Annotated in this window: 26 protein-coding genes; 14 read left to right on the forward strand and 12 right to left on the reverse strand. The window is 70.4% G+C overall.

What is annotated here, in order from left to right; translation table 11 throughout:
• The first annotated feature begins 18 nt into the window (after positions 1–18).
• Positions 19–1,728: a DEDD exonuclease domain-containing protein gene (locus FHX82_RS05435; protein WP_145935524.1), complete on the forward strand. Its 1,710-nt coding sequence runs from the start codon at positions 19–21 to the stop codon at positions 1,726–1,728.
• A gap of 50 nt (positions 1,729–1,778) precedes the next feature.
• Positions 1,779–2,060 carry an Lrp/AsnC family transcriptional regulator gene (locus FHX82_RS05440; protein ID WP_091517201.1) on the forward strand — a complete coding sequence of 94 codons (282 nt, stop codon included), beginning with the start codon at positions 1,779–1,781 and terminating at the stop codon, positions 2,058–2,060.
• Between the two features lie 63 nt (positions 2,061–2,123).
• Here FHX82_RS05440 and qcrB read toward each other — a convergent pair whose 3' ends face one another.
• From qcrB to ctaE, 4 genes are read right to left on the reverse strand one after another with little or no spacing between them, the layout of a single operon-like run.
• Positions 2,124–3,818 (reverse strand): cytochrome bc1 complex cytochrome b subunit, encoded by a 1,695-nt coding sequence (gene qcrB, locus FHX82_RS05445; protein WP_145935525.1) that lies wholly within the window; start codon positions 3,816–3,818, stop codon positions 2,124–2,126.
• The gene (qcrA, locus tag FHX82_RS05450; RefSeq protein ID WP_145935526.1) at positions 3,815–4,951 is read right to left on the reverse strand and encodes a cytochrome bc1 complex Rieske iron-sulfur subunit; all 1,137 of its coding nucleotides are present in this window, start codon (positions 4,949–4,951) and stop codon (positions 3,815–3,817) included. The genes qcrB and qcrA overlap by 4 nt, the downstream gene beginning before the upstream one ends.
• On the reverse strand, positions 4,948–5,766 hold the full coding sequence (qcrC, locus tag FHX82_RS05455; protein ID WP_145935527.1) for a cytochrome bc1 complex diheme cytochrome c subunit: 819 nt from the start codon (positions 5,764–5,766) through the stop codon (positions 4,948–4,950). Before qcrC ends, qcrA begins: the two co-directional genes overlap by 4 nt.
• Positions 5,767–5,810: 44 nt before the next feature.
• Positions 5,811–6,440 (reverse strand): aa3-type cytochrome oxidase subunit III, encoded by a 630-nt coding sequence (gene ctaE / locus FHX82_RS05460; RefSeq protein ID WP_145935528.1) that lies wholly within the window; start codon positions 6,438–6,440, stop codon positions 5,811–5,813.
• An 84-nt stretch (positions 6,441–6,524) separates the two neighbouring features.
• On the opposite strand from ctaE, the gene FHX82_RS05465 reads away from it, so the two are divergent.
• From FHX82_RS05465 to trpD, 3 genes are read left to right on the forward strand one after another with little or no spacing between them, the layout of a single operon-like run.
• Positions 6,525–6,938, forward strand: a complete 414-nt coding sequence (locus tag FHX82_RS05465) for a hypothetical protein (protein ID WP_145935529.1) — start codon at positions 6,525–6,527, stop codon at positions 6,936–6,938.
• Between the two features lie 60 nt (positions 6,939–6,998).
• On the forward strand, positions 6,999–7,409 hold the full coding sequence (locus FHX82_RS05470; protein WP_145935530.1) for a response regulator: 411 nt from the start codon (positions 6,999–7,001) through the stop codon (positions 7,407–7,409).
• A gap of 7 nt (positions 7,410–7,416) precedes the next feature.
• Positions 7,417–8,448, forward strand: a complete 1,032-nt coding sequence (trpD, locus tag FHX82_RS05475; protein ID WP_145935531.1) for an anthranilate phosphoribosyltransferase — start codon at positions 7,417–7,419, stop codon at positions 8,446–8,448.
• Positions 8,449–8,516: 68 nt separating this feature from the next.
• Here the strand turns inward: trpD and FHX82_RS05480 are convergent, their stop codons facing one another.
• Together FHX82_RS05480 and ctaC are read right to left on the reverse strand one after the other, a co-directional pair.
• The gene (locus FHX82_RS05480; RefSeq protein WP_145935532.1) at positions 8,517–8,936 is read right to left on the reverse strand and encodes a cytochrome c oxidase subunit 4; all 420 of its coding nucleotides are present in this window, start codon (positions 8,934–8,936) and stop codon (positions 8,517–8,519) included.
• Positions 8,937–8,963: 27 nt separating this feature from the next.
• A complete protein-coding gene (gene ctaC, locus FHX82_RS05485) occupies positions 8,964–9,860 on the reverse strand; it encodes an aa3-type cytochrome oxidase subunit II (protein WP_145935533.1) in 897 nt (298 codons plus the stop codon).
• Between the two features lie 149 nt (positions 9,861–10,009).
• On the opposite strand from ctaC, the gene asnB reads away from it, so the two are divergent.
• Complete coding sequence (gene asnB, locus FHX82_RS05490) at positions 10,010–11,944, forward strand: asparagine synthase (glutamine-hydrolyzing) (protein WP_145935534.1); 1,935 nt, start codon at positions 10,010–10,012, stop codon at positions 11,942–11,944.
• Between the two features lie 366 nt (positions 11,945–12,310).
• Here the strand turns inward: asnB and FHX82_RS05495 are convergent, their stop codons facing one another.
• Positions 12,311–13,243, reverse strand: a complete 933-nt coding sequence (locus FHX82_RS05495) for a carbohydrate kinase family protein (protein ID WP_221215633.1) — start codon at positions 13,241–13,243, stop codon at positions 12,311–12,313.
• A 193-nt stretch (positions 13,244–13,436) separates the two neighbouring features.
• Here FHX82_RS05495 and FHX82_RS05500 point away from each other — a divergent pair, with 193 nt between their 5' ends.
• Positions 13,437–13,592: a hypothetical protein gene (locus tag FHX82_RS05500; RefSeq protein ID WP_183176487.1), complete on the forward strand. Its 156-nt coding sequence runs from the start codon at positions 13,437–13,439 to the stop codon at positions 13,590–13,592.
• 77 nt (positions 13,593–13,669) lie between these two features.
• On the opposite strand, the gene FHX82_RS05505 is transcribed toward FHX82_RS05500, so the two are convergent.
• Positions 13,670–14,032, reverse strand: coding sequence for a HesB/IscA family protein (locus FHX82_RS05505; protein ID WP_145935536.1), 363 nt, complete (start codon positions 14,030–14,032; stop codon positions 13,670–13,672).
• A 164-nt stretch (positions 14,033–14,196) separates the two neighbouring features.
• Here FHX82_RS05505 and FHX82_RS05510 point away from each other — a divergent pair, with 164 nt between their 5' ends.
• The gene (locus FHX82_RS05510) at positions 14,197–14,862 is read left to right on the forward strand and encodes a DUF3043 domain-containing protein (protein WP_183176488.1); all 666 of its coding nucleotides are present in this window, start codon (positions 14,197–14,199) and stop codon (positions 14,860–14,862) included.
• Positions 14,863–14,897: 35 nt separating this feature from the next.
• Positions 14,898–15,887, forward strand: a complete 990-nt coding sequence (locus tag FHX82_RS05515; protein ID WP_145935537.1) for an aldo/keto reductase family protein — start codon at positions 14,898–14,900, stop codon at positions 15,885–15,887.
• Here FHX82_RS05515 and FHX82_RS05520 read toward each other — a convergent pair.
• Positions 15,884–16,552, reverse strand: coding sequence for an IspD/TarI family cytidylyltransferase (locus FHX82_RS05520; protein ID WP_145935565.1), 669 nt, complete (start codon positions 16,550–16,552; stop codon positions 15,884–15,886). The two genes, FHX82_RS05515 and FHX82_RS05520, sit on opposite strands and share 4 nt — an antisense overlap.
• A 55-nt stretch (positions 16,553–16,607) precedes the next feature.
• Between FHX82_RS05520 and cobT the strand changes: the two genes are divergently transcribed.
• A complete protein-coding gene (gene cobT, locus FHX82_RS05525; RefSeq protein ID WP_145935538.1) occupies positions 16,608–17,654 on the forward strand; it encodes a nicotinate-nucleotide--dimethylbenzimidazole phosphoribosyltransferase in 1,047 nt (348 codons plus the stop codon).
• 52 nt (positions 17,655–17,706) lie between these two features.
• On the opposite strand, the gene FHX82_RS05530 is transcribed toward cobT, so the two are convergent.
• Positions 17,707–18,810, reverse strand: coding sequence for a branched-chain amino acid aminotransferase (locus tag FHX82_RS05530; protein ID WP_145935539.1), 1,104 nt, complete (start codon positions 18,808–18,810; stop codon positions 17,707–17,709).
• A 95-nt stretch (positions 18,811–18,905) separates the two neighbouring features.
• Between FHX82_RS05530 and FHX82_RS05535 the strand changes: the two genes are divergently transcribed.
• Entirely contained in the window at positions 18,906–19,190 is a 285-nt protein-coding gene (locus tag FHX82_RS05535; protein ID WP_145935540.1) for a hypothetical protein, read from the forward strand.
• Here the strand turns inward: FHX82_RS05535 and FHX82_RS05540 are convergent.
• Entirely contained in the window at positions 19,159–20,133 is a 975-nt protein-coding gene (locus FHX82_RS05540; RefSeq protein ID WP_145935541.1) for a hypothetical protein, read from the reverse strand. The two genes, FHX82_RS05535 and FHX82_RS05540, sit on opposite strands and share 32 nt — an antisense overlap.
• A gap of 86 nt (positions 20,134–20,219) precedes the next feature.
• Here FHX82_RS05540 and FHX82_RS05545 point away from each other — a divergent pair, with 86 nt between their 5' ends.
• Entirely contained in the window at positions 20,220–21,722 is a 1,503-nt protein-coding gene (locus FHX82_RS05545) for a leucyl aminopeptidase (protein ID WP_145935542.1), read from the forward strand.
• Between the two features lie 181 nt (positions 21,723–21,903).
• Here the strand turns inward: FHX82_RS05545 and FHX82_RS05550 are convergent, their stop codons facing one another.
• Entirely contained in the window at positions 21,904–22,218 is a 315-nt protein-coding gene (locus tag FHX82_RS05550; protein WP_145935566.1) for an oxidoreductase, read from the reverse strand.
• A 169-nt stretch (positions 22,219–22,387) separates the two neighbouring features.
• Here FHX82_RS05550 and lpdA point away from each other — a divergent pair, with 169 nt between their 5' ends.
• Both lpdA and sucB read left to right on the forward strand, forming a co-directional pair.
• Positions 22,388–23,761 (forward strand): dihydrolipoyl dehydrogenase, encoded by a 1,374-nt coding sequence (lpdA, locus tag FHX82_RS05555; protein ID WP_145935543.1) that lies wholly within the window; start codon positions 22,388–22,390, stop codon positions 23,759–23,761.
• A gap of 57 nt (positions 23,762–23,818) precedes the next feature.
• A complete protein-coding gene (sucB, locus tag FHX82_RS05560; protein WP_145935544.1) occupies positions 23,819–25,606 on the forward strand; it encodes a 2-oxoglutarate dehydrogenase, E2 component, dihydrolipoamide succinyltransferase in 1,788 nt (595 codons plus the stop codon).
• Positions 25,607–25,659 lie beyond the last annotated feature (53 nt).

The raw sequence follows: 25,659 nt of genomic DNA on the forward strand, positions 1-25,659 counted from the left end.
TTACCTAGGGTGCCGATCATGCATGCCGCCTCCGACCAGCTGACCTTCGACGAGCTGGGCACGCCGTTGCGGGAGACCACTTTCGTGGTGTTCGACCTCGAGACCACCGGCACCAAACCCGGCCCGAACGGCATCACCGAGATCGGCGCGGTCAAGGTCCGGGGCGGGCAGGTGCTCGGCGAGTTCGCCACCCTGGTCAACCCGGGCATGCCGATCCCGCCCCAGATCGTCGCGCTGACCGGGATCACCGGCGCGATGGTCTACGACGCCCCGCCGATCGAACGGGTGCTGCCCGCGTTCCTGGAGTTCGCCGCGGGGGCGGTGCTCGTCGCGCACAACGCCCCGTTCGACACCGGCTTCCTGCGTGCGGCGTGCGCGGGGCACGGCTATGTGTATCCCAAGCCCGCGGTGGTGTGCACCGTGCGGCTGGCCCGGCGCGTGCTCACCCGCCAGGACACGCCCAGCTTCCGGCTTTCGGCGCTGGCGGCGTTGTTCGGCGCGTCCACCACCCCCAACCACCGGGCGCTGGACGACGCCCGCGCCACCGTCGATGTGCTGCACGCGCTCCTCGAACGGGTGGGTTCGGTCGGCGTGCAGTCACTCGAAGAGCTGATGGACTACCTGCCGGAGGTGACGCCTGAGCAGCGGCGCAAGCGTGGGATGGCCGCCCACCTGCCGGAGCGGCCCGGGGTGTACCTGTTCCGCGGGCCGAACGAGGAGGTCCTCTACGTCGGTACGGCGGCGAACCTGCGGCGGCGCGTGCGCACGTACTTCACCGGTTCCGAGAGCCGCGGCCGCATCCGCGAGATGGTGGCCCTGGCCGAGCGGGTGGACGGCATCGAGTGCTCGCACGCGCTCGAAGCGCAGGTGCGCGAGCTGCGGCTGCTGGCGGCGCACCGCCCGGCCTACAACCGCCGCTCGAAGAACCCGCGCAAGTCGTGGTGGGTGGTGCTGACCGACGACGCGTTCCCCCGCCTGTCCGTGGTCCGGCTGCCCAAGGACGGGGCACTGGGCCCGTTCCACAACCAGGCGACGGCGAAGCTCGCCGCGGACGTCCTCGCCGGGGCCACCGGCCTGCGGACGTGCACCCAGCGAATCTCGGCCGTCGCCCCGTCGGGCAAGCCGTGTGCGCTGGCCGAGCTGGGGCGCTGTGGGGCGCCCTGTGCGGGTCGGCAGAGCGTGGCGGAGTACTTCCCCTCGGTGCACGCCGTGACGGGGCTGATCGGCGGCGTGGACGCCGGTCCGCTGCACTCGGCGCTGCGTCAGCTGGAGGAGCTGGCCGCCGCCCAGCACTACGAGCAGGCGGCCCGCCGCCGCGACGAGCTGGCCGTGCTGGTCCGCGCCGTCGCGAGGGCGCACCGGCTGTCCGCGCTCGCCGCGATCCCCGAGCTGGTCGCCGCGGCCCCGGACGGCAACTACGGCTGGGAGTTCGCGGTGATCCGGTACGGCAGGCTCGCCTCCGCCGGGGTGGCCCGGCGCGGGGTGCCGCCGATGCCGGTCGTGGACGCGCTGGTGGCCGCCGCCGAGACGGTCACGCCCGAGCCGGGCCCGCTCCACGGCGCCCCGCCCGAGGAGGCCGGTCTCCTGCTGCGCTGGCTCACCAAGCCCGGCGTGCGGCTCGTGCGCACGGCCGTCCCGTGGGCGGAGCCTGCCCACGGCGCCGGGGGCTGGCAGGAGTGGCTGGAACGCGCCTCGACGGCGACGGCACTGGAACAAGCGGCGGGCTGAGCGGCGGGGCTACGATCGCGGCGGTTCGACAACTCCCGAGGAGGACTGACGTGATCACCGCGATCGTGCTCATCCACGCCGTGGCGGACAGCATTCCCGAGACCGCGCAGGCGATCGCGGACATCGACGGCGTCTCGGAGGTGTACTCGTGCGCCGGCGACGTCGACCTGATCGCCATGGTGCGCGTGCACACCCACGAGGAGCTGGCCGACCTGATCCCGGCGAAGATCGGCCGCGTGCCGGGCGTCGTCGACACGGACACGCACATCGCGTTCCGCTCCTACTCGACGGCCGACACGGAGTCCGCGTTCGCACTGGGCGCCGACGACTGACCCGGTGCACGCCGAAAGGCCGGCTCCTCCACGAGGAGCCGGCCTTTCGCTGCGGGAGAACCGTCAGTGCTTCTGCGTCGGCGGGGTCTTCCAGCCGGCCGGGACCTCGCCCTCCGACGGGACCTCGCCGTTGCCGTGACCGTTGGCGTGGTGCCCGTTGCCGTGACCGTTGCTCTTCGCCCGGTCCAGTGCCGCGATCTCGTCGGCCGGGTCCGGCGCCAGCAGCGTGCCGGGCACCGGACGGCCCGCGGCACCCAGCTTGTTCATCTTCTTCGGCACCGACGCGCCCTGGTACTCCAGCGGGATCGCGTGCCCGTGCGAGTCGACGCCGCCCAGCGGCTGGTGCAGCTCGATGAACTCACCGTGCGGCAGGCGCTTGATGATGCCCGTCTCGATGCCGTGCTCTAGCACCTCGCGGTCGGCCCGCTGCAGGCCCAGGCAGAGCCGGTACGTCAGGAAGTACGCCAGCGGCGGCACCACCAGCAACCCGATCCGGCCCGCCCACGTGGTCGCGTTCAGCGAGATGTCGAACTGGTCGGCGATGATGTCGTTGAAGCCCGACAGCTCCAGCACCATGAAGAAGCTCAGCGCCATGATGCCGATGCTGGTGCGTACCGGTGCGTCCCGGGGGCGCTGCAGCAGGTTGTGGTGCGCGGTGTCGCCCGACAGCTTCCGCTCGATCATCGGGTAGCCGATGAGCAGGCCGAACAGGATCGGCATGCCGACCGCGCCGGCGAAGAACACCGCGGGCACCGTGTAGTTGCCCAGGTACAGCTCCCACGCCGGGAAGACACGCAGCATGCCGTCCGCCCAGGCGAGGTACCAGTCCGGCTGCGAACCGGCGGACACCTGCGAACCGTTGTACGGGCCGATGTTCCAGATCGGGTTGATCTGGAAGACGCCCGCCATCAGCGCGAGCAGACCGGTGGTGATCGCGAAGAACGCCCCGGCCTTGAGCGCGAACACCGGCATGATGCGCACGCCGACGACGTTGGTCTCCTTGCGCCGCACCCCGGGGAACTGCGTGTGCTTCTGGTACCACACCAGCGCCAGGTGCACGCCGACCAGCGCCAGCATGATGCCCGGCAGCAGCAGGATGTGCAGCGAGTACATGCGCGGCACGATCACGTTGCCGGGGAACTCCCCGCCGAACAGCGCCCAGTGCAGCCAGGTACCCATGATCGGCACCGAGAGCACGATGCCGGACAGGGTGGCGCGGATACCGGTACCGGACAGCAGGTCGTCCGGCAGCGAGTAGCCGAAGAAGCCCTCGAACATGCCCAGGATCAGCAGCAGCGAGCCGAAGATCCAGTTCGCCTCGCGGGGACGGCGGAACGCTCCGGTGAAGAAGATCCGGAACATGTGCGCCATCATCGCGGCGACGAAGAGCAGGGCGGCCCAGTGGTGCAGCTGCCGCACGAACAACCCGCCGCGCACGTCGAACGAGATGTCCAGCGTCGACGCGAACGCCCGCGACATCTCCACGCCCTGCAGGTTCTGGAAGCTGCCGTGGTAGGTGACCTCGGCCATCGACGGGTCGAAGAACAGCGTGAGGTACACGCCCGTCGCGATCAGCACGATGAAGCTGTACAGCGCCATCTCGCCGAGCAGGAACGACCAGTGCGTCGGGAACACCTTGTTCATCTGCCGGCGCAGGCCGGCCGCGAGGTGGTACCGCTGGTCCATGTTCGAGGCGGCCTCGTCGGCCTGCCTCTGGAGCATGCTCGAGCCCCTGGTCGGCGTGGTGAGTGAACTCATGACTTGCGCTCCCAGAAAGCAGGACCGACGGGCTCGATGAAATCGCTGCGGGCGATGAGGTAGCCCTGCGCGTCCACGGTGATCGGCAGTTGCGGCAGCGCACGCGTGGCGGGCCCGAAGATGGGCTTGCCGTACTCGAGCGCGTTGAACTGCGACTGGTGGCACGGGCACAGGATGCGGTTGGTGCGCTGCTCGAACAACGAAGCCGGGCAGCCGACGTGCGTGCAGACCTTGCTGTAGGCGTAGTACTCGCCGAAGTTGAAGTCCTCCTGGCCCTTGCGCTTGATCACCTTGGCCGCGTCCTCGGGACGGAGCCGGATGAGCATGACCGGGGTGTCGGACCGGGTGAAGACCGCGCCCAGCTTCTCCGGGTCGTTGCGCTCGGACTCGTGGAACGGGAACACCGTCTCCATGCCGCCCGCGTCCAGGTCCTCGGGGCGGATCAGGTCGATCTGGCTGGAGTCGCCGGTGTAGCGGCGCAGGTAGACCGGCTCGCCCTGGTACTCCGGCGCCCAGGGCGTGTGCCACAGGGTGTCGGCGGGGTCGCCCTTCCACGGGCTCTTGATGAACGAGGCCACCGGCAGCGCGACGACCCCGAGGCCGAGCGCGCCACCCGCGAGGCCGACCGTGCGCTTGACCAGCGAGCGGCGGGCGATGGTGCTGCGGCTGCCCGCGTCCTCCAGCTGCGCGACGATCGTCTTGCGGTCGATCTCCGGCGAACCCTCGCCCTCGCCGTCGTGCCGGTCCTGCACCGCGAGCTCGGCCGGGACGAACTTCTTGGTGTAGGACACGACGCCGATGCCCAGCGCCAGCACCGTCACGCCGAGCGTGACGCCCAGCATGGGGGTGTAGAGCGAGTACAGGAACGTGCCGCTCTGCTCCGGCGCCTTGTACTGCCACGGCCACCAGATCAGGGCCACCACGAAGCCGAGCCCGAACAGCGCGGCGATCGCGAACCACAGCGCGACCGAGCGCTCGGCGCGCTTCTCCGCCCGCGTGCCCTTGACCGGCCACGGGTCCGGGTAGTCGACGAGCTCGACCCCGTCCAGCTTCGTGCCCAGCTTGACCAGCTGGTCGCGGTCCATCTCCGCGAGTTCGGCGGAGGAAGGCAGGTTCTGCCCTTCGCTGCTCATGCCCTCGATCCAATCCACAGCGTGATGCCGATCAGCGCGCCGATGCCCACCACCCAGGCCACGACGGCTTCGGAGGCGGGACCGAACCCGCCGAGCCCGTTGCCGCCCGGGTTGTTGTTGCCGTCCGACACCGACTTGACGTAGGCGATGATGTCCTTCTTCTCGTCCGGCGTGAGCTGCCGGTCGGAGAACTTCGGCATGTTCTGCGGGCCGGTCAGCATCGCCGTGTAGATCTGGTCCTCGGTGGCCGGGTCCAGGCTCGGCGCGTACTTGCCCGCCGACAGGGCGCCACCGCGACCGGTGAAGTTGTGGCAGGACGCGCAGTTCAGCCGGAACAGCTCGCCACCGCGCGCCGGGTCCGCGCCGCGCAGCGCCGCGCCCGTCTCGGCGGGCCGCTCGGGGCCGCCACCGTTGGCCTGGATGTAGGCGCCGACCGCGTCGATCTCCTCCGGGCTCAGCTTCGGCGGCTTGCGCTCGGCCTGCGCCTCCTGGCGCACCATCGGCATCCGGCCGGAGGAGGTCTGGAAGTACACCGCCGCGTCGCCCACGCCGATCAGGCTCGGGCCGCGGTCCTGCACGCCCTGCAGGTTCGCGCCGTGGCAGGTGATGCAGGTGTTGTTGTAGACCTGCTGGCCCAGCCGCAGCTGCGCCGGGTCCTCCTGCGCCTGAGCCGTCTGCGCCTTCGGCACGAAGACCGCGTAGACGGCGCCCGCCCCGATCAGCGCGACGCCCAGCGCGAGCAGGCCGGCGATGCGCCTGCGCAGCTTGGTGCGCGCGCGGAAGCGGCGCTCGGAGGTTTTCTTCGTGGTGGTCATCTTGCGGCAACCCTTGCTGTGATGAGTCCGGGACGGGCTGGCGGTCAGGGAATGATGTAGATCACCGCGAACAGGCCGACCCACACGATGTCGACGAAGTGCCAGTAGTAGGACACGACGATCGCGGAGGTGGCCTGCGCGGGCGTGAACTTGCTCAGCTTCGTCCGGATGAGCAGGAACACGAACGCGACGAGTCCGCCCATGACGTGCAGCCCGTGGAAGCCGGTGGCGAGGAAGAACACCGTGCCCCAGGCGCCGGACGGGATCGTGACACCCTCGCGGACCAGGCTGGTGTACTCCCCGGCCTGACCGCCGATGAAGATCGCCCCCATGATCAACGTCAGCACGTACCAGCGGCGCAGCCCGTAGACGTCCCCGCGCTCGGCGGCGAACACACCGAGCTGGCAGGTGAACGACGACGCCACCAGGATGATGGTGAAGGGCAGCGCGTACGGGATGTCGAGGTGGATCGGCTCGCCGGTGGCGGCGTTGACGGGAGGCCAGATGCCACTCGAGTTCTGTGCCTTCACCGTGAAGAACATCGCGAACAGGCCGGCGAAGAACATGAGCTCGCTGGAGAGCCACACGATGGTGCCGACACTGACCATGTTCGGCCGGTTCAGCGAGTGCACCCGCTGGCTGATGTTGGGAGCTGCCGTTGTCACGAGTCGCATTATGTCCTCCGGCAACGGAGGCTGCCCGGTCGGGTCGCCGCGCGGGTTGGTCACATCGACGAACGCGGAGGGTGAGGAACAACGGTGAGTCTGCTCGATCGGGTCCGTGACCTGCTGAGAAAGAGCCCGGAACCAGTGCTGACGCCCGACACGCCGGGACTGTCGGTGGTCGCCGAGGCGTTCGACGCCGCCGAGGCGGATTCGGCGGTGCTGGCGAGATCACACCTTTGGGACGAGGAAAAACCCGCGGTGCTGCGCCACCACCTGACCTTGCCCGCGGCCAGGGTGGCCGAAGCAGCGCGCGTTCTGGCGCAGGATGGGTGGGAATTACGCACGGTGTCCGAATCGGACGGCGTGGCGAAGCTGCACGCGCTGCGCGTCCAGCGCCTCGACGCGCTGCACTGCGCCCAGGAACGCTCCCGGATGGCCGGGCTGGCGCAGCGGCTCGGCGGCGACTCGGTGGGCTGGGACGCGTTGCAGCAGACGGGTACTGGGTGAGAACGGACACTGCGACTACGATTCGACCCATACCACTGCGACGAGGCCGGAGGCTTGAACGTGACCGAGCAGCCGATGAGGATCCTGGTGTTCAGCCACCGGGCGGAAGTCCGCGAGTCGATCGTCACCGCCGTCGGCCGCAGGCCGGCGGCCGATCTGGGACGCGTGGACTACGTCGAGGCCGCCGGGATCGCCGACGTGCTGGCCGAGATGGACGAGGGCCTGGTCGACCTGGCCATCCTCGACGGCGAGGCCCAGCCCACCGGTGGCATCGGACTGTGCCGCCAGCTCAAGAACGAGATCACCGACTGCCCGCCGATCGTGGTCGCGGTGCGCCGCAAGGACGACCGCTGGCTGGCCACCTGGTCGCAGGCCGACGCCGTGCTGGTGCACCCGCTCGACCCCCTGACCGCGGCGGAGACCGTCGCGGAGGTGCTGCGGGGCCAGCGGGTCCCGGCAGTGCGCGCGTGATCCGCAGATGACGGCTCAGATCCACTCCTGGCCCGCGCTGCTCACCCGGCTCATCGACCGGGCCGACCTGTCCGAGGAGGACACGGCCTGGGCGATGGACCAGGTGATGTCCGGCGAGGCGACGCTCGCGCAGATCGGCGGCTTCGCCGTGGCGCTGCGCGCGAAGGGCGAGACGCCCGAGGAGATCGCCGGGATGGCGCGGGCGATGCTCGACCACGCCCGGCGCGTGCACGTCGAGGACCGCGCCGTGGACATCGTCGGCACCGGCGGTGACCGGTCGGGCTCGGTGAACATCTCGACGATGGCCTCGCTGGTCGTGGCGGGCGCCGGGGTGCCGGTGGTCAAGCACGGCAACCGCGCGGCGTCGTCGAAGTCCGGTGCCGCGGACGTGCTGGAGGCCCTCGGCGTGGCGATCGACCTGCCGCCGGAGGGCGTGCAGCGGTGCGTCGCGGAGCTGGGCATCGGGTTCTGCTTCGCGCCGGTGTTCCACCCGGCGTTCCGCCACGCCGGTCCCGCCCGCAGCCAGCTGGGCGTGCCCACCACGTTCAACCTGCTCGGCCCGCTGACCAACCCGGCGCAGCCGGACGCGGGCCTCATCGGGTGCGCGTACGCCGACCGGACGGAGCTGCTGGCACGGGTGTTCGCGCGCCGCGGCGCCAGCGCGCTCGTGGTGCGGGGTGACGACGGTCTCGACGAGATCACCACCACGACCACCAGCACGGTGTGGGTGGTGTCGGACGGCGAGGTGCGTCAGGAGCGCTTCGACCCGGCGTCGCTCGGCATTCCCTACGCCACGGCGGAGGACCTGCGTGGCGGCGAGGCGGCGGTGAACGCCGAGGTCGTGCGCGAGCTGGTGGCCGGCAAGACGGGCCCGGTGCGGGACGCGGTGCTGCTCAACGCGGCCGGCGCGCTGGCCGCGCACGCGGGTTTCTCCGGCTCGCTGACGGCCGATCTGGAGGCGGCGCTGGCGCGTGCCGCGCAGGCGGTCGACTCCGGCGCGGCGGCGGATCTGCTGGCGCGGTGGGCCGCGTTCCGCTGAGCCACCCCTGACAAGCGAAAGGGCGCCTTCCCGGCTCGGGAAGGCGCCCTTTTCGGCGTTGCTGAGACCTACTCGTGGTTGGGGCCCGTGTGGTACTCGAACACGAGGCCACCGACGGTGATGAGCAGCATGACCACCGCGATCACCAGCAGCCACACGTGGAAGAACGCCAGCGAGAGACCGGCCGTGGCGGCCGAGGCGGCCAGCGCGATGGGCCAGTAGCTGCCCGGGCTGAAGAAGCCCAGCTCGCCCGCGCCGTCGCTGATCTCCGCGTCCTCCCGGTCCTCCGGGCGCGCGTCGATGCGCCGCGCCACGAACCGCATGTAGCTGCCCGCGATGAAAGCCAGGCCGCCGGTCAGGATCAGCGCGACGAGGCCCACCGGCTCGACGCCGAAACCGCTCCAGTAGTAGGTGGTCACGCCGTAGACGATCGCGATGAAGAACGCGAACGCCGTGACCAGATCGAAAATCCGGGCTTCGACCCTCATGAAGCTGTCCTCACTCCTGTTCCGGGATCAGCGCGCGGTGCGATCGGTGTTGAACGGCCTGGTGGTGACCGCCTGCGGCGCGCACAGCTCGCCGCAGTTCATCGCGCCCAGCGCCTCGGCCGCGGTGTTGGGCACCCCGGTCGCCGGGTTGATCTGCGTCCGCAACTGAATGTACTGCTGGTACAGGTTGTCCGGCAGCGCGCGGACCTCGAAGTTCATCATCGCGTGGTAGGTGCCGCACAGCTCGGCGCAGCGGCCCACGAACGAACCGGACCTGTCGATCGTGTTCTGGAACGACGAGTCCTGGTTGTTCTTCTCCGGGTACGGGAACACGTCCCGCTTGAAGTGGAACTCCGGCACCCAGAAGGAGTGGATGACGTCGGTCGAGCGCAGGTTGTACTGCACCGTCTTGCCGACCGGCAGCACCAGCAGCGGGATCTCGGTCGAGCTGCCGACCGTCCGGATCATCTGCCCGGTGGCGTCCTTGGGCTCGTTCGGGTAGTCGAACTCCCAGTTCCACTGGAACGCCGTGACGTTCACCGTGACGTCGGGGTTCGGCTTCTTGTCGAGCACCTGGCTCTCGGTGGTGGCGGTGAAGAAGAACAGCACGCAGACCATCACCAGCGGCGTGATGACGCAGAACAGCTCCAGCGGCACGTTGTACTGGAACTGGCGCGGCAGGTCCGACGGGTCCTGGTTCTTCTTCTTGCGGTGGAACGCCGACGACCAGAAGATCAGGCCCCACACGATCACGCCGACGACGAGCGCGGCGAGCACGGACCAGGTCCACAGCCAGCGCATCTTGTCGGCCTGCTCCGTGACGCCCACCGGCCAGCCGAAGCGCAGCACCTCGTCACCGGAGCACCCGGTCGCCAACAGGGCCACGAGCCCGGCCAGCGCGGCGACCTTCCCGACCCTCTTCAACCCGAGCCTCCTCAAGTTCTCATGTGACAGCCGGAGCCTAGCTGAGTTCCCGGCCTCCGCTCGGCAAGGGGTAACCGTTCGCGGGGAGCCCAAGCGGCATACTGGCGTCTCCTTGTCTTCGATGTCGACCAAAAGGTGTGTGAGTAGACGTGTGCGGCCTGCTCGGACTGCTCTGTCCCAGTGAGAACGAAGCGGCGAAGGCCCGCGACGCGGTCGGCGCCGCCCTGCGCTGCCAGCGGCACCGCGGCCCCGACGAGACCGACACCTGGGCGGATGCCGAGGTCGTCTACGGGTTCAACCGGCTGGCGTTCATCGACGTCGAGCACTCCCACCAGCCACTCGTGTGGGGGCCGCCGGAAGCACCGCAGCGGTACACGCTGAACTTCAACGGCGAGATCTACAACTACCGCGAGCTGCGGGAACGGCTCATCGACGAGCACGATGCGAAGTTCGCCACAGAGGGCGACGGTGAGGTGATCGCCGCCGCGTTCCACTACTGGGGCCCCGGTTCGGTCGGCAAGCTGCGCGGGATGTTCGCGTTCCTGCTGTGGGACGCGCAGGAGAAGGTGCTGCACGGCGCGCGGGACCCGTTCGGCATCAAGCCGCTGTTCTACTCGGCCGGCCCGGGTGGGGTGGCGTTCTCCAGCGAGAAGAAGAGCCTGCTGGAGCTGTCCGGGGTGCTCGGGGTACGTGAGGAACTAGACACCATCGCCCTGCAGCACTACCTGACGCTGCAGTACGCGCCGGAGCCGGAGACGCTGCACACGGGCGTCCGGCGGATCGAGTCGGGCACGTCGTTCACGGTTTCCCCCGGCGGACAGCTGAAGCAGGAGCGGTACTTCTTCCCGCAGTTCACGGCCCGTCCGGTGCACACCGACGCGGAGGCGAAGGACCTGCACAAGCGCATCGCCGACGTGCTGCGCGACTCCGTCCAGAAGCACATGGTGGCGGACCCGGACATCACGGTCGGCGCGTTCCTGTCCGGCGGCATCGACTCGACTGCGATCGCGGCGCTGGCCAAGGAGCAGAACCCGAACCTGATCGCGTTCACCACCGGGTTCGAGCGCGAGGGCTACTCCGAGGTGGACGTGGCGGCCGAGTCCGCGGAGGCGATCGGCGTCCGGCACGTGATCCGCACGGTGACCGCGGACGAGATGATGGAGTCGCTGCCGCTGATCGTCTGGTACCTCGACGACCCGGTGGCCGACCCGGCGCTGGTGCCGCTGTGGTTCATCGCCCGCGAGGCCCGCAAGTACGTCAAGGCGGTGCTGTCGGGCGAGGGCTCGGACGAGCTGTTCGGCGGCTACACCATCTACAAGGAGCCCATCTCGCTGGCGCCGTTCGAGAAGGTGCCGGGCGGGGTGCGGAAGCTGCTGGGCAAGGTGTCGGAGCGCATCCCGGAGGGCACGCGCGGCAAGGACCTGCTCCGCCGCGGGGCCCTCACGCTGGAGGAGCGGTACTACGGCAACGCCCGCATCTTCCGCGACGACCAGTTGCGGAAGGTGCTGCGCAACTACGTCGAGGGCGTCGGCCACCGCGACGTGACCGCGGAGCACTACCGCACGTCGGCGGGCTGGGACCCGGTCGCGCGCATGCAGCACGTGGACCTGTTCACCTGGCTGCGCGGGGACATCCTGGTCAAGGCGGACAAGGTCACCATGGCCAACTCGCTGGAGCTGCGCGTCCCGTTCCTCGACAACGAGGTGTTCAAGGTCGCGGCGAGCATCCCGCTCGACCAGAAGGTGACGAACGAGACCACGAAGTACGCGCTGCGCCGGGCGCTCGACGGCATCGTCCCCGCGCACGTGCTCAACCGCCGCAAGCTGGGCTTCCCGGTGCCGATCAAGTTCTGGCTGCAGGACGAGATGTACGACTGGGCGCGCGGCATCGTGAACGACTCCCAGACCGACGCGCTCCTGGACAAGCCCGCCGTGCTGCGGATGCTGGAGGAGCACCGGGCGGGCACGCTCAACCACAGCAGGCGCATCTGGGCGCTGCTGGTGTTCATGCTGTGGCACGGCATCTTCATCGAGCACCGCATCAAGCCCGAGATCCCGGAACCGGCCTATCCGGTGAAGATCTGAGGTTTTGGTGGCGAAAAGCCCCCTTCCGCGCCAGCGGGAGGGGGCTTTTGTATTGGAACCCCAGAGTTGGGTGGTCATCCCGTCGCCTGAAACCGCACCATCACTTTGAGTCAGGCCCGCAACCCTCGTGCTCGCGTGAGATCACATGCCAAGCTTGCGGGCCTGGGTCAAAGTGATATGCACAAACCGCAGGCGACGGGATGACCACTCAACTCGACCACCTCGCCAAGGCGAGATCCCTTTGGGCCCGGCCATCCCGGAGCCTGCCCGCCGGCGAGGCATTCTTTTAATCTTTGAAGCCGCGCTGCGCGCGAAAACCGTGCGTTGGGGCGCCCTTTTTGGTTGCGTTTCGCTGCCGTGCGAGGGTTACGGGTTCAGTATTGTGCCGATTTCTACTGCCGCATCCTGACCGTAGGCGTCGGCAATCCGTTTCAGGCCTGCTGGTTTGTCGAGTTGCCATTCTTGGGTGCCGATTGTTTCCAGTACCAGCACCGCGATGAGCGAGCCCAGCTGTGCTGCCCGTTCCAGGCTCAGGCCACCGTTCATTCCGGCCAGGAAGCCTGCCCGGAAACCGTCTCCGACGCCGGTGGGGTCGGCCTTCGTCAGTTCCGGGATCGCCTCGATCTTCAGCGTCTCCGTGGGGCTCACGAGTTCCACACCCTTCTCACCCAGGGTGGTGATGCGCAGGCCCACGTGATCCAGGACCTCGTCCTCGCTCCAGCCCGTCTTCTGGCGGAGCAGCTCCCACTCGTAATCGTTGGTGAACAGGTACTTCGCGCCCTCCACGAAGGTGCGCGCCTGCTCGCCGTCCATCCTTGCCAGCTGCTGGGACGGGTCCACCGCGAACTCGTACCCGCGCTGGCGGCACTCCTCCGCGTGACGCAGCATGCCTTCGGGGTCGTCCGGGCTGATGAGCACCAGACCCAGGCTTCCCAGCCGCTCCTCGATCGGCCTCAGCTCGATGTTGCGGGCCTCCGCCATGGCACCCGCGTAGAACGTCGCGATCTGGTTCAGGTCCTCGTCCGTCGTGCACACGAAGCGCGCCGTGTGGGCGACCTCCGACACCAGCACCCCGGACGTGTCCACCCCGTGCCGCTCCAGCCAGGCCCGGTAGTCCGCGAAGTCCTCGCCCACCGCGCCCACCAGCACGGGACGCACCCCGAGCACCCCGAGGCCGAAGGCGATGTTCGCGCCGATACCACCGCGGCGCACCACCAGGTCGTCGGCCAGGAAGCTCAGCGACACGCGGTGCAACTGGTCGGCGATGAGCTGGTCGGCGAACCGGCCGGGGAAGTGCATCAGATGGTCGGTGGCGATACTGCCCGACACCGCGATCCTCGCGTTGGATGGCACGAGTGCTCCCTGTTCTCGACACAAGTATCGGCGCCGAGGTTGGTCCTTAAGAGTTGATTCGGCGCCGCGGACCGACACTACCGTGAAGTAAGGCTGTCGCGTGGGGCTCGAGTCCCCCTAGCGTCTCACTGTGCCCATCATGACCGAACCGGAAACACTCGCCGAACTCATCGACGACTGCGCCTCGATCCCCGCCGACCTGCGCGAACAGCACCAGGTCGCACCACTGCCGCCGGCGCCCCGCGCCTGGACGGTCGACGAAACGTGCCACTCCCAGGTGGCCGGCCTCGACTGAGGATCCAGCAGGACACGAAAAAGCGGGCGCGGGTCACACGACCCGCGCCCGCCCGTTTCGTCAGCGGTGCGCCGGACTCAGTGGAACGAGTCGCCGCAGGCGCAGGAACCCGTCGCGTTCGGGTTGTCGATCGTGAAGCCCTGCTTCTCGATGCTGTCGACGAAGTCGATCACCGCGTCCTGCACGTACGGAGCGCTCATGCGGTCCACGGCCACGCGCAGCCCGTCGAACTCGCGGAACAGGTCCCCGTCGAGCTCGCGCTCGTCGAAGAACAGCTGGTAGCGCAGGCCCGCGCAGCCACCCGGCTGGACGGCGATGCGCAGGTGCATGTCGTCGCGGCCCTCCTGCTCCAGCAGTGCCTTCGCCTTGGCAGCGGCAGCGGCGGTCACCGTCACGCCGTGGGTGTCGGTCTGCGGGGCGCCGGTCTCAGCGGTCGTCATGGCTCTCCCTCAGGTGTTGCTCTGTGGCGGGTACGAATGCCTCCTGCAACCAGTCAACATCGCCCGTCCCCGTTCTGTTCCACGCCGGGGCGTTCATCCCCCATGGTCCCACATCTTCACGACCGGGCGAACGGGCGCACGGACGCCTGCAATATCCTGGTCACGTGAGGTTCTTGCGCCGCAGCGGCACTACCACCGAAGACAGCCCCGTCACCGAGGCCGCCGAGGTGGCCGAAAGCGTCGAATCTCACAATCGTGGGTTCACGCCGGCGAAGGGGCGCGCCACGCCGAAGCGCCGCGAGGCCGAGGGCAAGCGCCGCGGCCCCGTCGCGCCGCCGCCGCGCACCACGCGCGAGGCGATGAAGCGCAACCGCGAGCTGCGCAAGTCCAACCCGCAGTCGAAGGAAGACCGCCGCGCCGCCGCCAAGGAACGCCAGGCCCGCATGGCCGCGGGCGACGAGCGGTACCTGCTCCCCCGCGACAAGGGCCCGGTCAAGGCGTACGTGCGGGACCTCGTGGACTCGCGCCGCAACCTCACCGGCCTGTTCATGCCGCTCGCCATCGTGGTGCTGGTCCTGATGATCACGCCGTTCCCGCTGCTGCAGCAGTACGTGACGCTGCTGTGCATGGTGCTGCTGGTCGCGATGGTCATCGAGGGCGTGCTCACCGGCCGCCGCGTCACGCGCCTGGCCAGGGAGAAGTTCCCGAAGGAGACCATCAACGGCCGCTCGCTGGGCTGGTACGCGTTCGTCCGGTCGAGCCAGGTCCGCAAGCTGCGGATGCCGAAGCCGCGGGTCAAGCCCGGCCAGCCGGTGCCCGAACCCAAGTAGTTAGCCACGCGAAGGACTCCGGCTAGGCTGGGGTCATGGAGTTTCGACGTCTCGGCCGTAGCGGACTCTCCGTCAGCGAGATCTCCTACGGCAACTGGCTCACCCACGGCTCGCAGATCGAGGAGGAGCAGGCGCAGGCCTGCATCAAGGCCGCCCTCGACGCGGGCATCACGACTTTCGACACGGCCGACGTGTACGCGAACACCGTGGCCGAGTCCGTGCTCGGGCGCGGGCTCGCCGGGCAGCGGCGCGAAAGCCTGGAGATCGCCACCAAGGTCTTCTGGCCGACCGGGCCGAAGGGGCCGAACGACAAGGGCCTGAGCCGCAAGCACATCCTCGAATCCTGCAACGCGTCGCTCAAGCGCCTGCAGACCGACTACGTCGACCTCTACCAGGCCCACCGGTTCGACCACTCGGTGCCGCTGGAGGAGACGTTCCTCGCGTTCTCCGACCTGGTCCGGCAGGGCAAGGTGCTCTACGTCGGCGTCTCGGAGTGGACCGCCGAGCAGATCACGCAGGGCGCGGCGCTGGCGCGTGAGCTGAAGGTGCCGTTCGTCTCGAACCAGCCGCAGTACAACATGCTGTGGCGCGTCATCGAGCCGCAGGTCGTGCCCGCCTCGGAGCGCGAGGGGCTGAGCCAGATCGTGTGGTCGCCCATCGCGCAGGGCGTGCTCACCGGGAAGTACAAGCCGGGCCAGGCGCCGCCCGCCGGGTCCCGCGCGGACCACGAGGCGACCTCGAAGGCGGTGCAGCGCTACCTGCGGGACGAGGTGCTGGAGCGGGTGCAGAAGCTGGAGCCGCTGGCCGCGCAGGCCGGACTGTCGCTCGCGCAGCTCGCCGTGGCATGGGTGCTGCAGAACCCGAACGTCGCCTCGGCGATCATCGGCGCCTCCCGGCCGGAGCAGGTGCACGAGAACGTCAAGGCGGCCGGCGTGAAGCTGGACGCGGACCTGCTGAAGGCCATCGACGAGGTGCTCGAAGGCGTCGTCGAGACCGACCCCCGCCACACGCAGAGCCCTCGCTAGCGGGACAGGACCTGCCCGGCGACGACGAGGTCGTGCGGGTAGGTCACCTTCATGTTCTGCTCCTCCCCCGGCACCCAGTGCACGGGCAGCGCGGAGAAGCGTTCCATCACCGACGCCGTGTCGGTGCCCTCGAAGCCCTCGCTCGCGGCCTGCTCGTAGGCCGCGAGCAGGGGCTGCGCCCGGAAACCCTGCGGGGTCTGGGCACGCACGACCGTGCCGGGAGGGCGCGCGCCGAGCGTGTCGCCGTCGGCGCCAAAGATGTCGTCCGCGGCCAGGCCCGGCATCGCGCCACCGTGTTCGCGGGCGACGCGCAGGACCTCGATGATCAGGTTCGGGGTGACCAGCGGGCGGGCGCCGTCGTGCAGGAGGACGGTGTCGACGGCACCGGCTCCGATGCGCCCGGCCAGGTGGCGCAGCGCGTTCAGTTCCGACTCCTGGCGCGAGCCGCCGCCGTGCACGACCTCGACGTCCGCGGGTTCGGCGTCGACGACCTCGCGGACCAGCTCCTCGTCCTGCGGGCGCGTGACCAGCACCAGCACACCGACCTCGGGCACCTTCGCGAACGCCGACAGCGACCACGACACGATCCGGCGCCCGGCCAGCGGCAGGAACACCTTGTTGAGGTTCGCGCCGACGCGCGTGCCCGCGCCGCTGGCCAGGATCACGCCTGCTGCCGAAGGTTCACTCACATCGCGGAATGGTAGGCGCTAGGTTGACGGCGTGAGTCGACCCGCGTTCACCGACGTCCCCCAGCCCGACGAGCTCGCGCGCGCCGAAGCCCGCCGACGGCACGCGACGCTGCTCAAGCCCGTGGAGTCCCTCGGCAGGCTGGAGGAGCTGGGTGCGTGGATCGCCGCGTGCCAGGGCGTGTGCCCGCCGCGCCCGTTCCAGCGGCCCCGCGTGGTGATCTTCGCCGCGGACCACGGGATCGCGGCGAAGGGCGTCTCGGCGTATCCGCAGGAGACGACGGCGCAGCTGGTGGACGCGCTGGTCAAGGGCACTGGCGTGCCGAACGCGCTCGCGGGCGTGGCGGGCGCGGGGCTGCGGGTGGTGGACGTGGGCGTCGACGCGGACACGGCGGTACAGGAGTTCAAGGTGCGCCGCGGATCGGGGTCGATCGACACCGAGGACGCGCTCACCGAGGCCGAGGTGGAGGCCGCGTTGCGGGCGGGCGTGGAGATCGCCAACGCGGAGGTCGACGCGGGCGCGGACCTGCTGGTGGCCGGTGACCTGGGCGTCGGGGTCAGCACGCCGTCGGCGGTGCTGGTCGCGGCGCTGACGGGGACCGAGCCGGTGGCCGTGGTGGGCCGGGGCTCGGGCATCGACGACAACGCGTGGATGCGCAAGGCCGCCGCGATCCGCGACGCGTTGCGCCGCGCCCGGACGGTGCTGGCCGACCCGCTGGCGCTGCTGCGCACGTCCGCGGGAGCCGACCTGGCCGCCATGACGGGCTTCCTGGCGCAGGCCGCGGTCCGCCGGACACCGGTACTGCTGGACGGCCTGACGTCGGTCGCGGCGGCGCTGGTGGCCGAGGAGCTGGTGCCGAACGCGCGGGCATGGTGGCTCGCGGCGAGCCGCTGCGCGGAGCCCGCGCACGACCTGGCGCTGGAGCACCTGGACCTGAAACCGGTGCTGGACCTGAACATCCGCCTCGGCGAGGCCGCCGGGGCGCTCGCCGCGCTCCCGCTGCTCACCATGGCCGTGCGGGTGCTCACCGACGTGGCCACCTACGAAGAAGCCGAGGTCACCGCACCCTCGGCACCGTGAAAAAAGGCCGCCGCCCCCACAGCGGGGACGGCGGCCTCGGAACGGACAGGGGTCAGGACAGCGGGTGCATCCAGCCGTGCGGGTCGGGGCGGGTGCCCTCCTGCACGCCGATCAGCTCGGCGCGCAGCTTCATCGTCACCTCGCCCGGCTCGCCGCCGTTGACGAGGAAGCCGCCGTTCGCGTGCTTCACCCGGCCGACCGGCGTGATCACGGCGGCGGTCCCGCACGCGAACACCTCCGTCAGCTCGCCGGACGCGGCGTCCTTCTCCCACTCCTCCGTGGAGATGCGCCGCTCCTCGACCTCGTGGCCGAAGTCCTGGGCGAGCCGCAGCAGCGAGCTGCGCGTGATGCCCGGCAGCAGCGAACCGCTCAGCTCGGGCGTCACCACGCGGGCGTCGGCACCGGAGCCGTAGACGAAGAACAGGTTCATCCCGCCCATCTCCTCGACCCAGCGCCGCTCGACCGCGTCGAGCCACACCACCTGGTCACAGCCCTGCTCGACGGCCTGTGCCTGCGCGAGGAACGACGCCGCGTAGTTGCCCGCGCACTTCGCCGCACCCGTGCCGCCGGGCGCCGCCCGCACGTACTCCGTGGACAGCCACACGCTCACCGGCTTGACACCGCCGGTGAAGTAGGAGCCCGCGGGCGAGGCGATGAGCGAGTACAGGTACTCGTCCGCCGGCGCGTTCACGCCGAGCCCCACCGAGGTGGAGATCATGAACGGCCGCAGGTACAGCGTGTCACCCGTGCGGGTGGGCACCCACCGCTCGTCGGCGGCCACCAGCTCCCGCAGCGAGGCGAGGAACAGCTCGTCCGGCAGCTCCGGCATGGCCAGCCGGTGGGCGGAATCGCGGAAACGCGCGGCGTTGGCCTCCGGCCGGAACGCGGCGATCGACCCGTCGGGCTGGCGGTACGCCTTGAGGCCCTCGAAGATCGCCTGCCCGTAGTGCAGCACCGAGGTGGCCGGGTCCAGCGTCACGGCCTCGTACGGCCGCAGCCCGGCGTCGTGCCAGCCGTGCTCGGCGTTCCAGCGGACGGTGACCATGTGGTCGGTGAAGTAACGACCGAAACCCGGAGCCGCCAGTACCTCCGCTACGCGCTCCGCCGGGGCGGGAGACGGGTTCGGGGTACGGGTGAAGGGCATGGTCGTCGTCATCGCTACAGGATATCCCTTAGTCGGACGTCCGAGAATGTCCTCCTGCCTTGCTTCGGTTCCCGCCGAAGCCGCCGCGGAGTCTCTAGGATGCTGGGGTGACGGAAAACAGTGTGTCCGCGGGCGCGGCTTCGGACGTCAAGACGCTGGGAGCGGCCGCGCTGCTCACCTACAGCGCCGGCGTGCTGCTGCTCGTCGGTTACCTCCTGCTCGGCGTGTTCGGCGCGATCCTCGGGGCCGTCGGCGCCGTCTTCGGCGTCATCTGGTGGCGCAGGACGCACGACGACAAGGTGTTCCCGCGCGACCTGTCGGTGAAGTCGCTCGTCGTGCTGGTCGTGGTGGCCGTCGCGGTCACGCTGCTCGCGTTCGCGCTGGCGGCCTGACCAGCAGCACGCCCACGGCGAGCACGCCCACCGCAATCAGCAGGTCCGGCCCCGGCACCCACGCCAGCAGCGTCACCGCCAGCGCGGCGCTCGCCACCGCCCGCGCGTCGCGGCGCCGGGCGGACAGCGTCAGCAGGCTGGTCACCAGCACCTCGGCCAGCGCCAGCGCCGCGGCCACCAGCAGCGCCCGGGACGGGTCCAGCAGCGCCGCGCCGACGGCCGCCAGCAGTCCACACAGGACCGAGCCGGACGGCCTCGGCAACGTTCCCCGCGCCTGGGTCAGCGCGCCCAGCGCGGCGGGCACGGCCGCGATCACCACTACTCCGGCCAGCAGCGGCTCGATCGCCTGCCCGTCGACCGCGGCGAGCAGGTCCCGCAGCGGCGCGCCGGACAGCCCCAGCCGCACCGGGCCGAGCTGGTAGAGCGCCGCCGCGCACACCACGAGCCCGGCGGCGACAGTACCCGCCAGCCACCGGTCCGGCTTCCGCCCGGCCAGCAGGGGGAAGAGCACAGCCGCGGCGGCGAACAGCCCGGTCCACCCCGGCCCGCTGCCCGTCCCCCGTTCCGGTGCGATCGCCAAACACAGCGCGACGACCCCGGCCGCGCCCACCAGCACGATGCCCAGCAGCCAGCCCCGCCAGTAGCGGGCGAGCACCAGCCCGGACGCGTCCGCGACGGTCACCACCAGCACGACGGCCACCGCGACCGGCACGCGGTACTGCGGCAGCAGGTAGGTCCCGCAGGCGGAGGCGAACACCGGCACCACGCCGAGGCGGGCCACCAGCCGCGCGCCCTCGGCCAGCGGTGCCGCGCGCGGCGGCACTTCGGGCCGCGGCAGGCACCACACGAGCAGCCCCGCCAGCACGACCCCGGCCGGCAGCCACCAGCCGCCACCGGCGGCGCCGAGCGCCAGCGCGATGCCCAGTCCCGCGGCGAGCCGCACGGCACGTCACCTGCCTCTCCCGTTCACCGGCCGCCTTATTAGCATGGCAAACCATCCACATCGTCCACGCGCGCGAGGAGCCATAAGTGACCGTGCCGAAGTTCGCCCTGTACGAGAACACAGAGACCGCCCTGGGCAAGAGCCGGGCCGAGGTGGTCGTGATCGGCACTCTCCAGGGTGAGAAGGCACCGGTCCTCGCGCCGGGCGCGGAGGCGGTCGATGCCGCGTTCGACGGCAAGCTCGCCGGGTTGCTGGCCACCCTGGGCGCGAGCGGCAAGGCCGAGGAGATCGTCAAGCTGCCCTCGCTCGGCAAGCTCGGCGCCGACGTCGTGCTCGCCGTGGGCCTGGGCAAGGCCGTGGACGGCACCGTCACCCCCGAGCAGGTCCGCCGCGCCGCCGGTGCCGCCGGGCGTGCGCTGGCCGGCACCGCCCGCGCACTGTTCGTCCCGTCCACTCTGGACCTGCAGGCCGCCGTCGAGGGTCTCGCGCTGGGCGCCTACAAGTTCACCGAGTACAAGTCCGAGCCGGGCGACGCACCGGTGTCCGCTGTGGACTTCGTGCAGCCCGCCGAGGGCCAGTCGCGCGCCCACAAGGCGACGCTGAAGGCCGCCACCGCGATCGCCGAGTCGGTGATCATCGCCCGCGACCTGATCAACACCCCGCCGAACGACCTGTTCCCGGCGTCCTTCGCCGAGCGCGCGAAGAAGCTCGCCGAGGCCAACGACCTCGAATACGAGGTGCTCGACGAGAAGGCGTTGAAGCGCAAGGGCTTCGGCGGCATCCTCGGCGTCGGCGGCGGGTCCTCGCGGCCGCCGCGGCTCGTGCGCGTGTCCTACAAGGGACCGAAGGCGGGCAAGAAGGTCGCGCTGGTGGGCAAGGGCATCACGTTCGACTCGGGCGGCATCTCGATCAAGCCCGCGGCGAACATGGACAACATGACCTCGGACATGTCGGGCGCCGCCGCGGTGCTCGCGTCGGTGGTGCTGGCCGCGAAGCTCAAGTACCCGCTGGAGGTCACCGCGCACATCCCGCTCGCGGAGAACCTGCCGTCGGGCAGCTCCTACCGGCCGGGTGACGTGCTGAGCATGTACGGCGGCAAGACCGTCGAGGTGCTCAACACCGACGCCGAGGGCCGCCTGGTGCTCGCCGACGCGATGGTGCGCGCGGCCGAGGAGGACCCGGACTACCTGATCGAGACCTCGACGCTGACCGGCGCGCAGGTCGTGGCGCTGGGCAACCGGACCGCCGGGATCATGGGGTCGGAGGAGTTCCGCGACCGCGTGGCGGGGATCGCGCAGGCGACCGGCGAGGGCGGCTGGCCGATGCCGCTGCCGGAGGAGCTGCGGGCCGACCTCGACTCGAAGCTGGCCGACCTGGCGAACGTCACCGGGCACCGCTGGGGCGGCATGCTCGCCGCCGGGCTGTTCCTGCGGGAGTTCGTCGCGGACGGCCTGCCGTGGGCGCACATCGACATCGCGGGCCCGGCGTACAACACCGGCGGCGCCTGGGGCTACACCGGCAAGGGCGGCACGGGTGTCCCGGTGCGCACCATCGCCGCAGTCCTGGCCGACATCGCCGCGAACGGCTGAAAGAGGCGGCGGAGCCGCTTGCTGTGGGCCGTCAACTCGCACCGCCGCGGGTTCTGAGGTGGCCTCTCGCGAGGACAGCGCCGACGTGGTGACCTGGCGGTCATGAGTCGGCGATCCCGGAGTGAGAGGCCGCCTCAGGTTCCGCTACCCGCACCGGCTCGCAGGCCCTTGCTGGAATTCCTCAGTCCTTCTTCTGTCGCGCCGTGTATTCGCGCATGCGGCGGGGGTAACCGACCTTGGCCACTTCGTACACCGGGATCCCCCGCTTGCGGCCGAAGGTCTGCGCCGCGTCGAGGCTGCCGATGCGGCGGCGGGTCCACTCGCCGTCGTGTGCGACCAACACCACGGTGGTTTCCGTCACCGTGGTGCGTGGCTCCACATAGGCCTCGACACCGGTGCGGGCCGCGGCCCACTCGTCCAGGTGCCGCGTGTCCCGCTCGGTGGCTCCGCGCAGCGTGCCCGCTCTGCGCCTCCGGAAGAGCCCCACCTCGACCACCCCGTTTCCCGCTGTTCCCACCGGCCATTATCCCGGCGTCGGCGAGTGCGCCCAGCAACACACCCGGCTACCTCGCAAGTCGCGAGTACGTAGTGACAAGATGATGAGGGTTCGGACGTAACACGACGTTGAACCGGATGGCAGACGAACCTCCTCGAGGAGAAGTGAAGTGACCGACGCTGGCCCCGACCTGGTGATCCTCGGTGGCGGTTCAGGCGGCTACGCGGCGGCGTTCCGCGCCGCCGAGCTGGGCCTGTCCGTGACCCTGATCGAGAAGGACAAGCTGGGCGGGACGTGCCTGCACCGCGGCTGCATCCCCACCAAGGCACTGCTGCACGCGGCGGAGGTCGCCGACTCGGCCCGCGAGGGCGAGCAGTTCGGGGTCAAGACGATCCTCGAAGGCATCGACATCGCCGGGGTCAACAAGTACAAGGACCAGATCGTCTCGCGGCTCTACAAGGGCCTGCAGGGGCTGGCCAAGGCCCACAAGGTGAACCTCGTCGAGGGCACCGGCACGTTCGTCGGCGGCACCACCGTCGAGGTCGACGGGCAGCGCCACACCGGCAAGAACCTGATCCTCGCCACCGGCTCGTACTCGAAGACGCTGCCCGGCCTGGAGCTGGGGGGCCGGTTCATCGCCAGCGAGGACGCGCTGTCGCTGGACTACATCCCGGAGAAGGTCGTCGTGCTCGGCGGCGGCGTGATCGGGGTGGAGTTCGCCAGCGTGTGGGCCTCCTTCGGGGTGGACGTCACGATCGTCGAGGCGCTGCCGCGGCTGGTCCCGAACGAGGACGAGTTCGCGTCCAAGCAGCTCGAACGCGCGTTCCGCCGCCGCAAGATCAACTTCAAGACGGGCGTGCGGTTCACCGGCGCGAAGCAGGACGACAACGGCGTGAGCGTCTCGCTGGAGTCCGGCGAGACCATCGAGGCCGATCTGCTGCTCGTCGCCGTCGGCCGCGGCCCCAACACCGCGGGCCACGGCTACGAGGAGGCCGGCGTCCGGATCGAGCGCGGGTTCGTGCTCACCGACGACCGGCTGCGCACCAACCTGCCCAACGTCTACGCGGTCGGCGACATCGTGCCGGGCCTGCAGCTCGCGCACCGCGGCTTCGCCCAGGGCATCTTCGCCGCCGAGGAGATCGCCGGCCTGCAGCCGCGCGCGATCGACGAGGCGGGCATCCCGCGCGTCACCTACTCCCACCCCGAGGTCGCCTCGGTGGGCCTCACCGAGGCAGCGGCCAAGGAGAAGTACGGCTCCGGGGTCACCACCTTCACCTACGACCTGGCGGGCAACGGCAAGAGCCAGATCCTCAAGACGTCGGGCGCCGTCAAGCTGGTCAAGGCGCCCGAAGGCCCCGTCGTCGGGCTGCACATGGTGGGCGACCGGGTGGGCGAGCTGATCGGCGAGGCCCAGCTGATCTACAACTGGGAGGCGTTCCCGGAGGACGTCGCGCCGCTGATCCACGCGCACCCGACCCAGACCGAGGCCCTCGGCGAAGCACACCTGGCCCTCGCGGGCAAGCCGCTGCACGTGCACAGCTGACGTACCTGGGCAGAAGACAGACCACAGCAACAAGGATTCAAAGGGAGTCAGCGAACGATGGCCTACTCCGTCACATTGCCGGAGCTCGGGGAGAGCGTCACGGAGGGCACCGTCACCCGGTGGCTGAAGCAGGAGGGTGACACCGTCGCGGTCGACGAGCCGCTACTGGAGATCTCGACCGACAAGGTCGACACCGAGGTACCGTCGCCGGTCGCCGGCACGCTGCAGCGGATCGTCGCCAAGGAGGACGAGACCGTCGAGGTCGGCGGCGAGCTCGCCGTGATCGACGACGGCACCGGCGGCGGCAGCAGCGACTCCGGCGGCGACGTGGAGAGCGCCCCGGCGCAGGAGCAGGCCCAGCCGGAGCCCGAGCCGCAGCAGCAGGCCGCCCCGGCCGCGCAGGAGTCCGCGCCGCAGGCGCAGCCCGCGCCGGGCGGCTCCGCGCAGGGCACCCCGGTGACCCTGCCGGAGCTGGGCGAGAGCGTCACCGAGGGCACCGTCACCCGCTGGCTCAAGCAGGTCGGCGACTCGGTCGAGGTCGACGAGCCGCTGCTGGAGATCTCGACGGACAAGGTCGACACCGAGGTGCCGTCGCCGGTCGCGGGCACGCTGCTGGAGATCAGCGTGAACGAGGACGAGACCGTGGAGGTCGGCGGTCAGCTCGCCGTCATCGGCGACGCCTCGGCCGCGCCGGCCCAGCAGGAGCAGCCGAAGCAGCCCGAGCCGCAGCAGGCTCCGGAGCCGAAGCCCGAGCCGCAGCAGGCCGCCCCGGCGCCCAAGGCCGAGCCGAAGCCCGAGCCCAAGCCGGAACCGAAGCCGCAGCCCGCCGCCCCGGCCCCGCAGGCTCCCGCGCCGCAGGCGTCGAAGCACGCCGCCGAGTCGGAGGACAACGGCAGCACGCCGTACGTCACGCCGCTGGTCCGCAAGCTCGCCACCGAGCACGGCATCGACCTGTCGTCGCTGACCGGCAGCGGGGTCGGCGGCCGGATCCGCAAGCAGGACGTGCTCGCGGCGGCCGAGGCCAAGCAGAAGCAGCAGCAGGCCGCCCCGGCCCCGGCGGCCGCCCAGGCTCCCGCGGCCCAGCGCCCCAGCGCCCCGGCGGCGTCGGCGGAGGAGTCGGCGCTGCGCGGCACCGTGCAGAAGGCCAGCCGGATCCGCCAGGTCATCGCGCAGCGCACCCGTGAGTCGCTGCAGACCTCGGCCCAGCTGACCCAGGTGTTCGAGGTGGACGTCACCAAGATCGCCCGGCTGCGCCAGCAGGCGAAGGCGGCGTTCCAGGAGCGCGAGGGCGTCAAGCTCACGTTCCTGCCGTTCTTCGCCAAGGCGACGGTGGAGGCGCTCAAGCAGCACCCGAACATCAACGCCTACCTCGACGAGGAGAGCAAGGAGATCACCTACTTCGGCGAGGAACACCTCGCCGTCGCGGTGGACACCGAGCGCGGCCTGCTCTCCCCGGTGATCCACAACGCGGGCGGGCTGAACCTGGCCGGCCTCGCGCAGGCGATCGCGGACGTCGCGGGCCGCACCCGGGCGAACAAGATCAAGCCGGACGAGCTGTCGGGCGGCACGTTCACCATCACGAACCTGGGCAGCAACGGCGCCCTGTTCGACACGCCGATCATCAACCAGCCGCAGTCCGGGATCCTGGGCGTCGGCGCGGTCGTGAAGCGGCCGGTCGTGGTGACCGACGCCGACGGGCAGGACACCATCGCGATCCGGTCGATGGCGTACCTGGCGCTGACGTACGACCACCGCCTCATCGACGGTGCCGACGCGGGCCGGTTCCTGACCACGATCAAGAACCGCCTCGAAGAAGGCCACTTCGAGGACGAGCTGGGTCTGTAAGGATCAGTCGAAGGGGCGTCCGGGCAACCGGGCGCCCCTTCGTCGTCTCCGCC

The organism is Amycolatopsis bartoniae, assembly GCF_014191255.1.
In the GTDB taxonomy this organism is placed as follows: domain Bacteria; phylum Actinomycetota; class Actinomycetes; order Mycobacteriales; family Pseudonocardiaceae; genus Amycolatopsis_E; species Amycolatopsis_E bartoniae.

Excerpts from the sequence above, each read along its gene's own strand:
- trpD (WP_145935531.1), top strand. The coding sequence starts at position 7,417 with ATGACGGCTCAGATCCACTCCTGGCCCGCGCTGCTCACCCGGCTCATC.
- FHX82_RS05435 (WP_145935524.1), top strand. The coding sequence starts at position 19 with ATGCATGCCGCCTCCGACCAGCTGACCTTCGACGAGCTGGGCACGCCG.
- FHX82_RS05505 (WP_145935536.1), bottom strand. The coding sequence starts at position 14,032 with ATGACGACCGCTGAGACCGGCGCCCCGCAGACCGACACCCACGGCGTG.
- qcrB (WP_145935525.1), bottom strand. The coding sequence starts at position 3,818 with ATGAGTTCACTCACCACGCCGACCAGGGGCTCGAGCATGCTCCAGAGG.
- qcrC (WP_145935527.1), bottom strand. The coding sequence starts at position 5,766 with ATGACCACCACGAAGAAAACCTCCGAGCGCCGCTTCCGCGCGCGCACC.
- FHX82_RS05530 (WP_145935539.1), bottom strand. The coding sequence starts at position 18,810 with ATGACGACGACCATGCCCTTCACCCGTACCCCGAACCCGTCTCCCGCC.
- sucB (WP_145935544.1), top strand. The coding sequence starts at position 23,819 with ATGGCCTACTCCGTCACATTGCCGGAGCTCGGGGAGAGCGTCACGGAG.
- FHX82_RS05515 (WP_145935537.1), top strand. The coding sequence starts at position 14,898 with ATGGAGTTTCGACGTCTCGGCCGTAGCGGACTCTCCGTCAGCGAGATC.
- qcrA (WP_145935526.1), bottom strand. The coding sequence starts at position 4,951 with ATGAGCAGCGAAGGGCAGAACCTGCCTTCCTCCGCCGAACTCGCGGAG.
- FHX82_RS05500 (WP_183176487.1), top strand. The coding sequence starts at position 13,437 with ATGACCGAACCGGAAACACTCGCCGAACTCATCGACGACTGCGCCTCG.
- ctaE (WP_145935528.1), bottom strand. The coding sequence starts at position 6,440 with ATGCGACTCGTGACAACGGCAGCTCCCAACATCAGCCAGCGGGTGCAC.
- FHX82_RS05480 (WP_145935532.1), bottom strand. The coding sequence starts at position 8,936 with ATGAGGGTCGAAGCCCGGATTTTCGATCTGGTCACGGCGTTCGCGTTC.
- FHX82_RS05495 (WP_221215633.1), bottom strand. The coding sequence starts at position 13,243 with ATGCACTTCCCCGGCCGGTTCGCCGACCAGCTCATCGCCGACCAGTTG.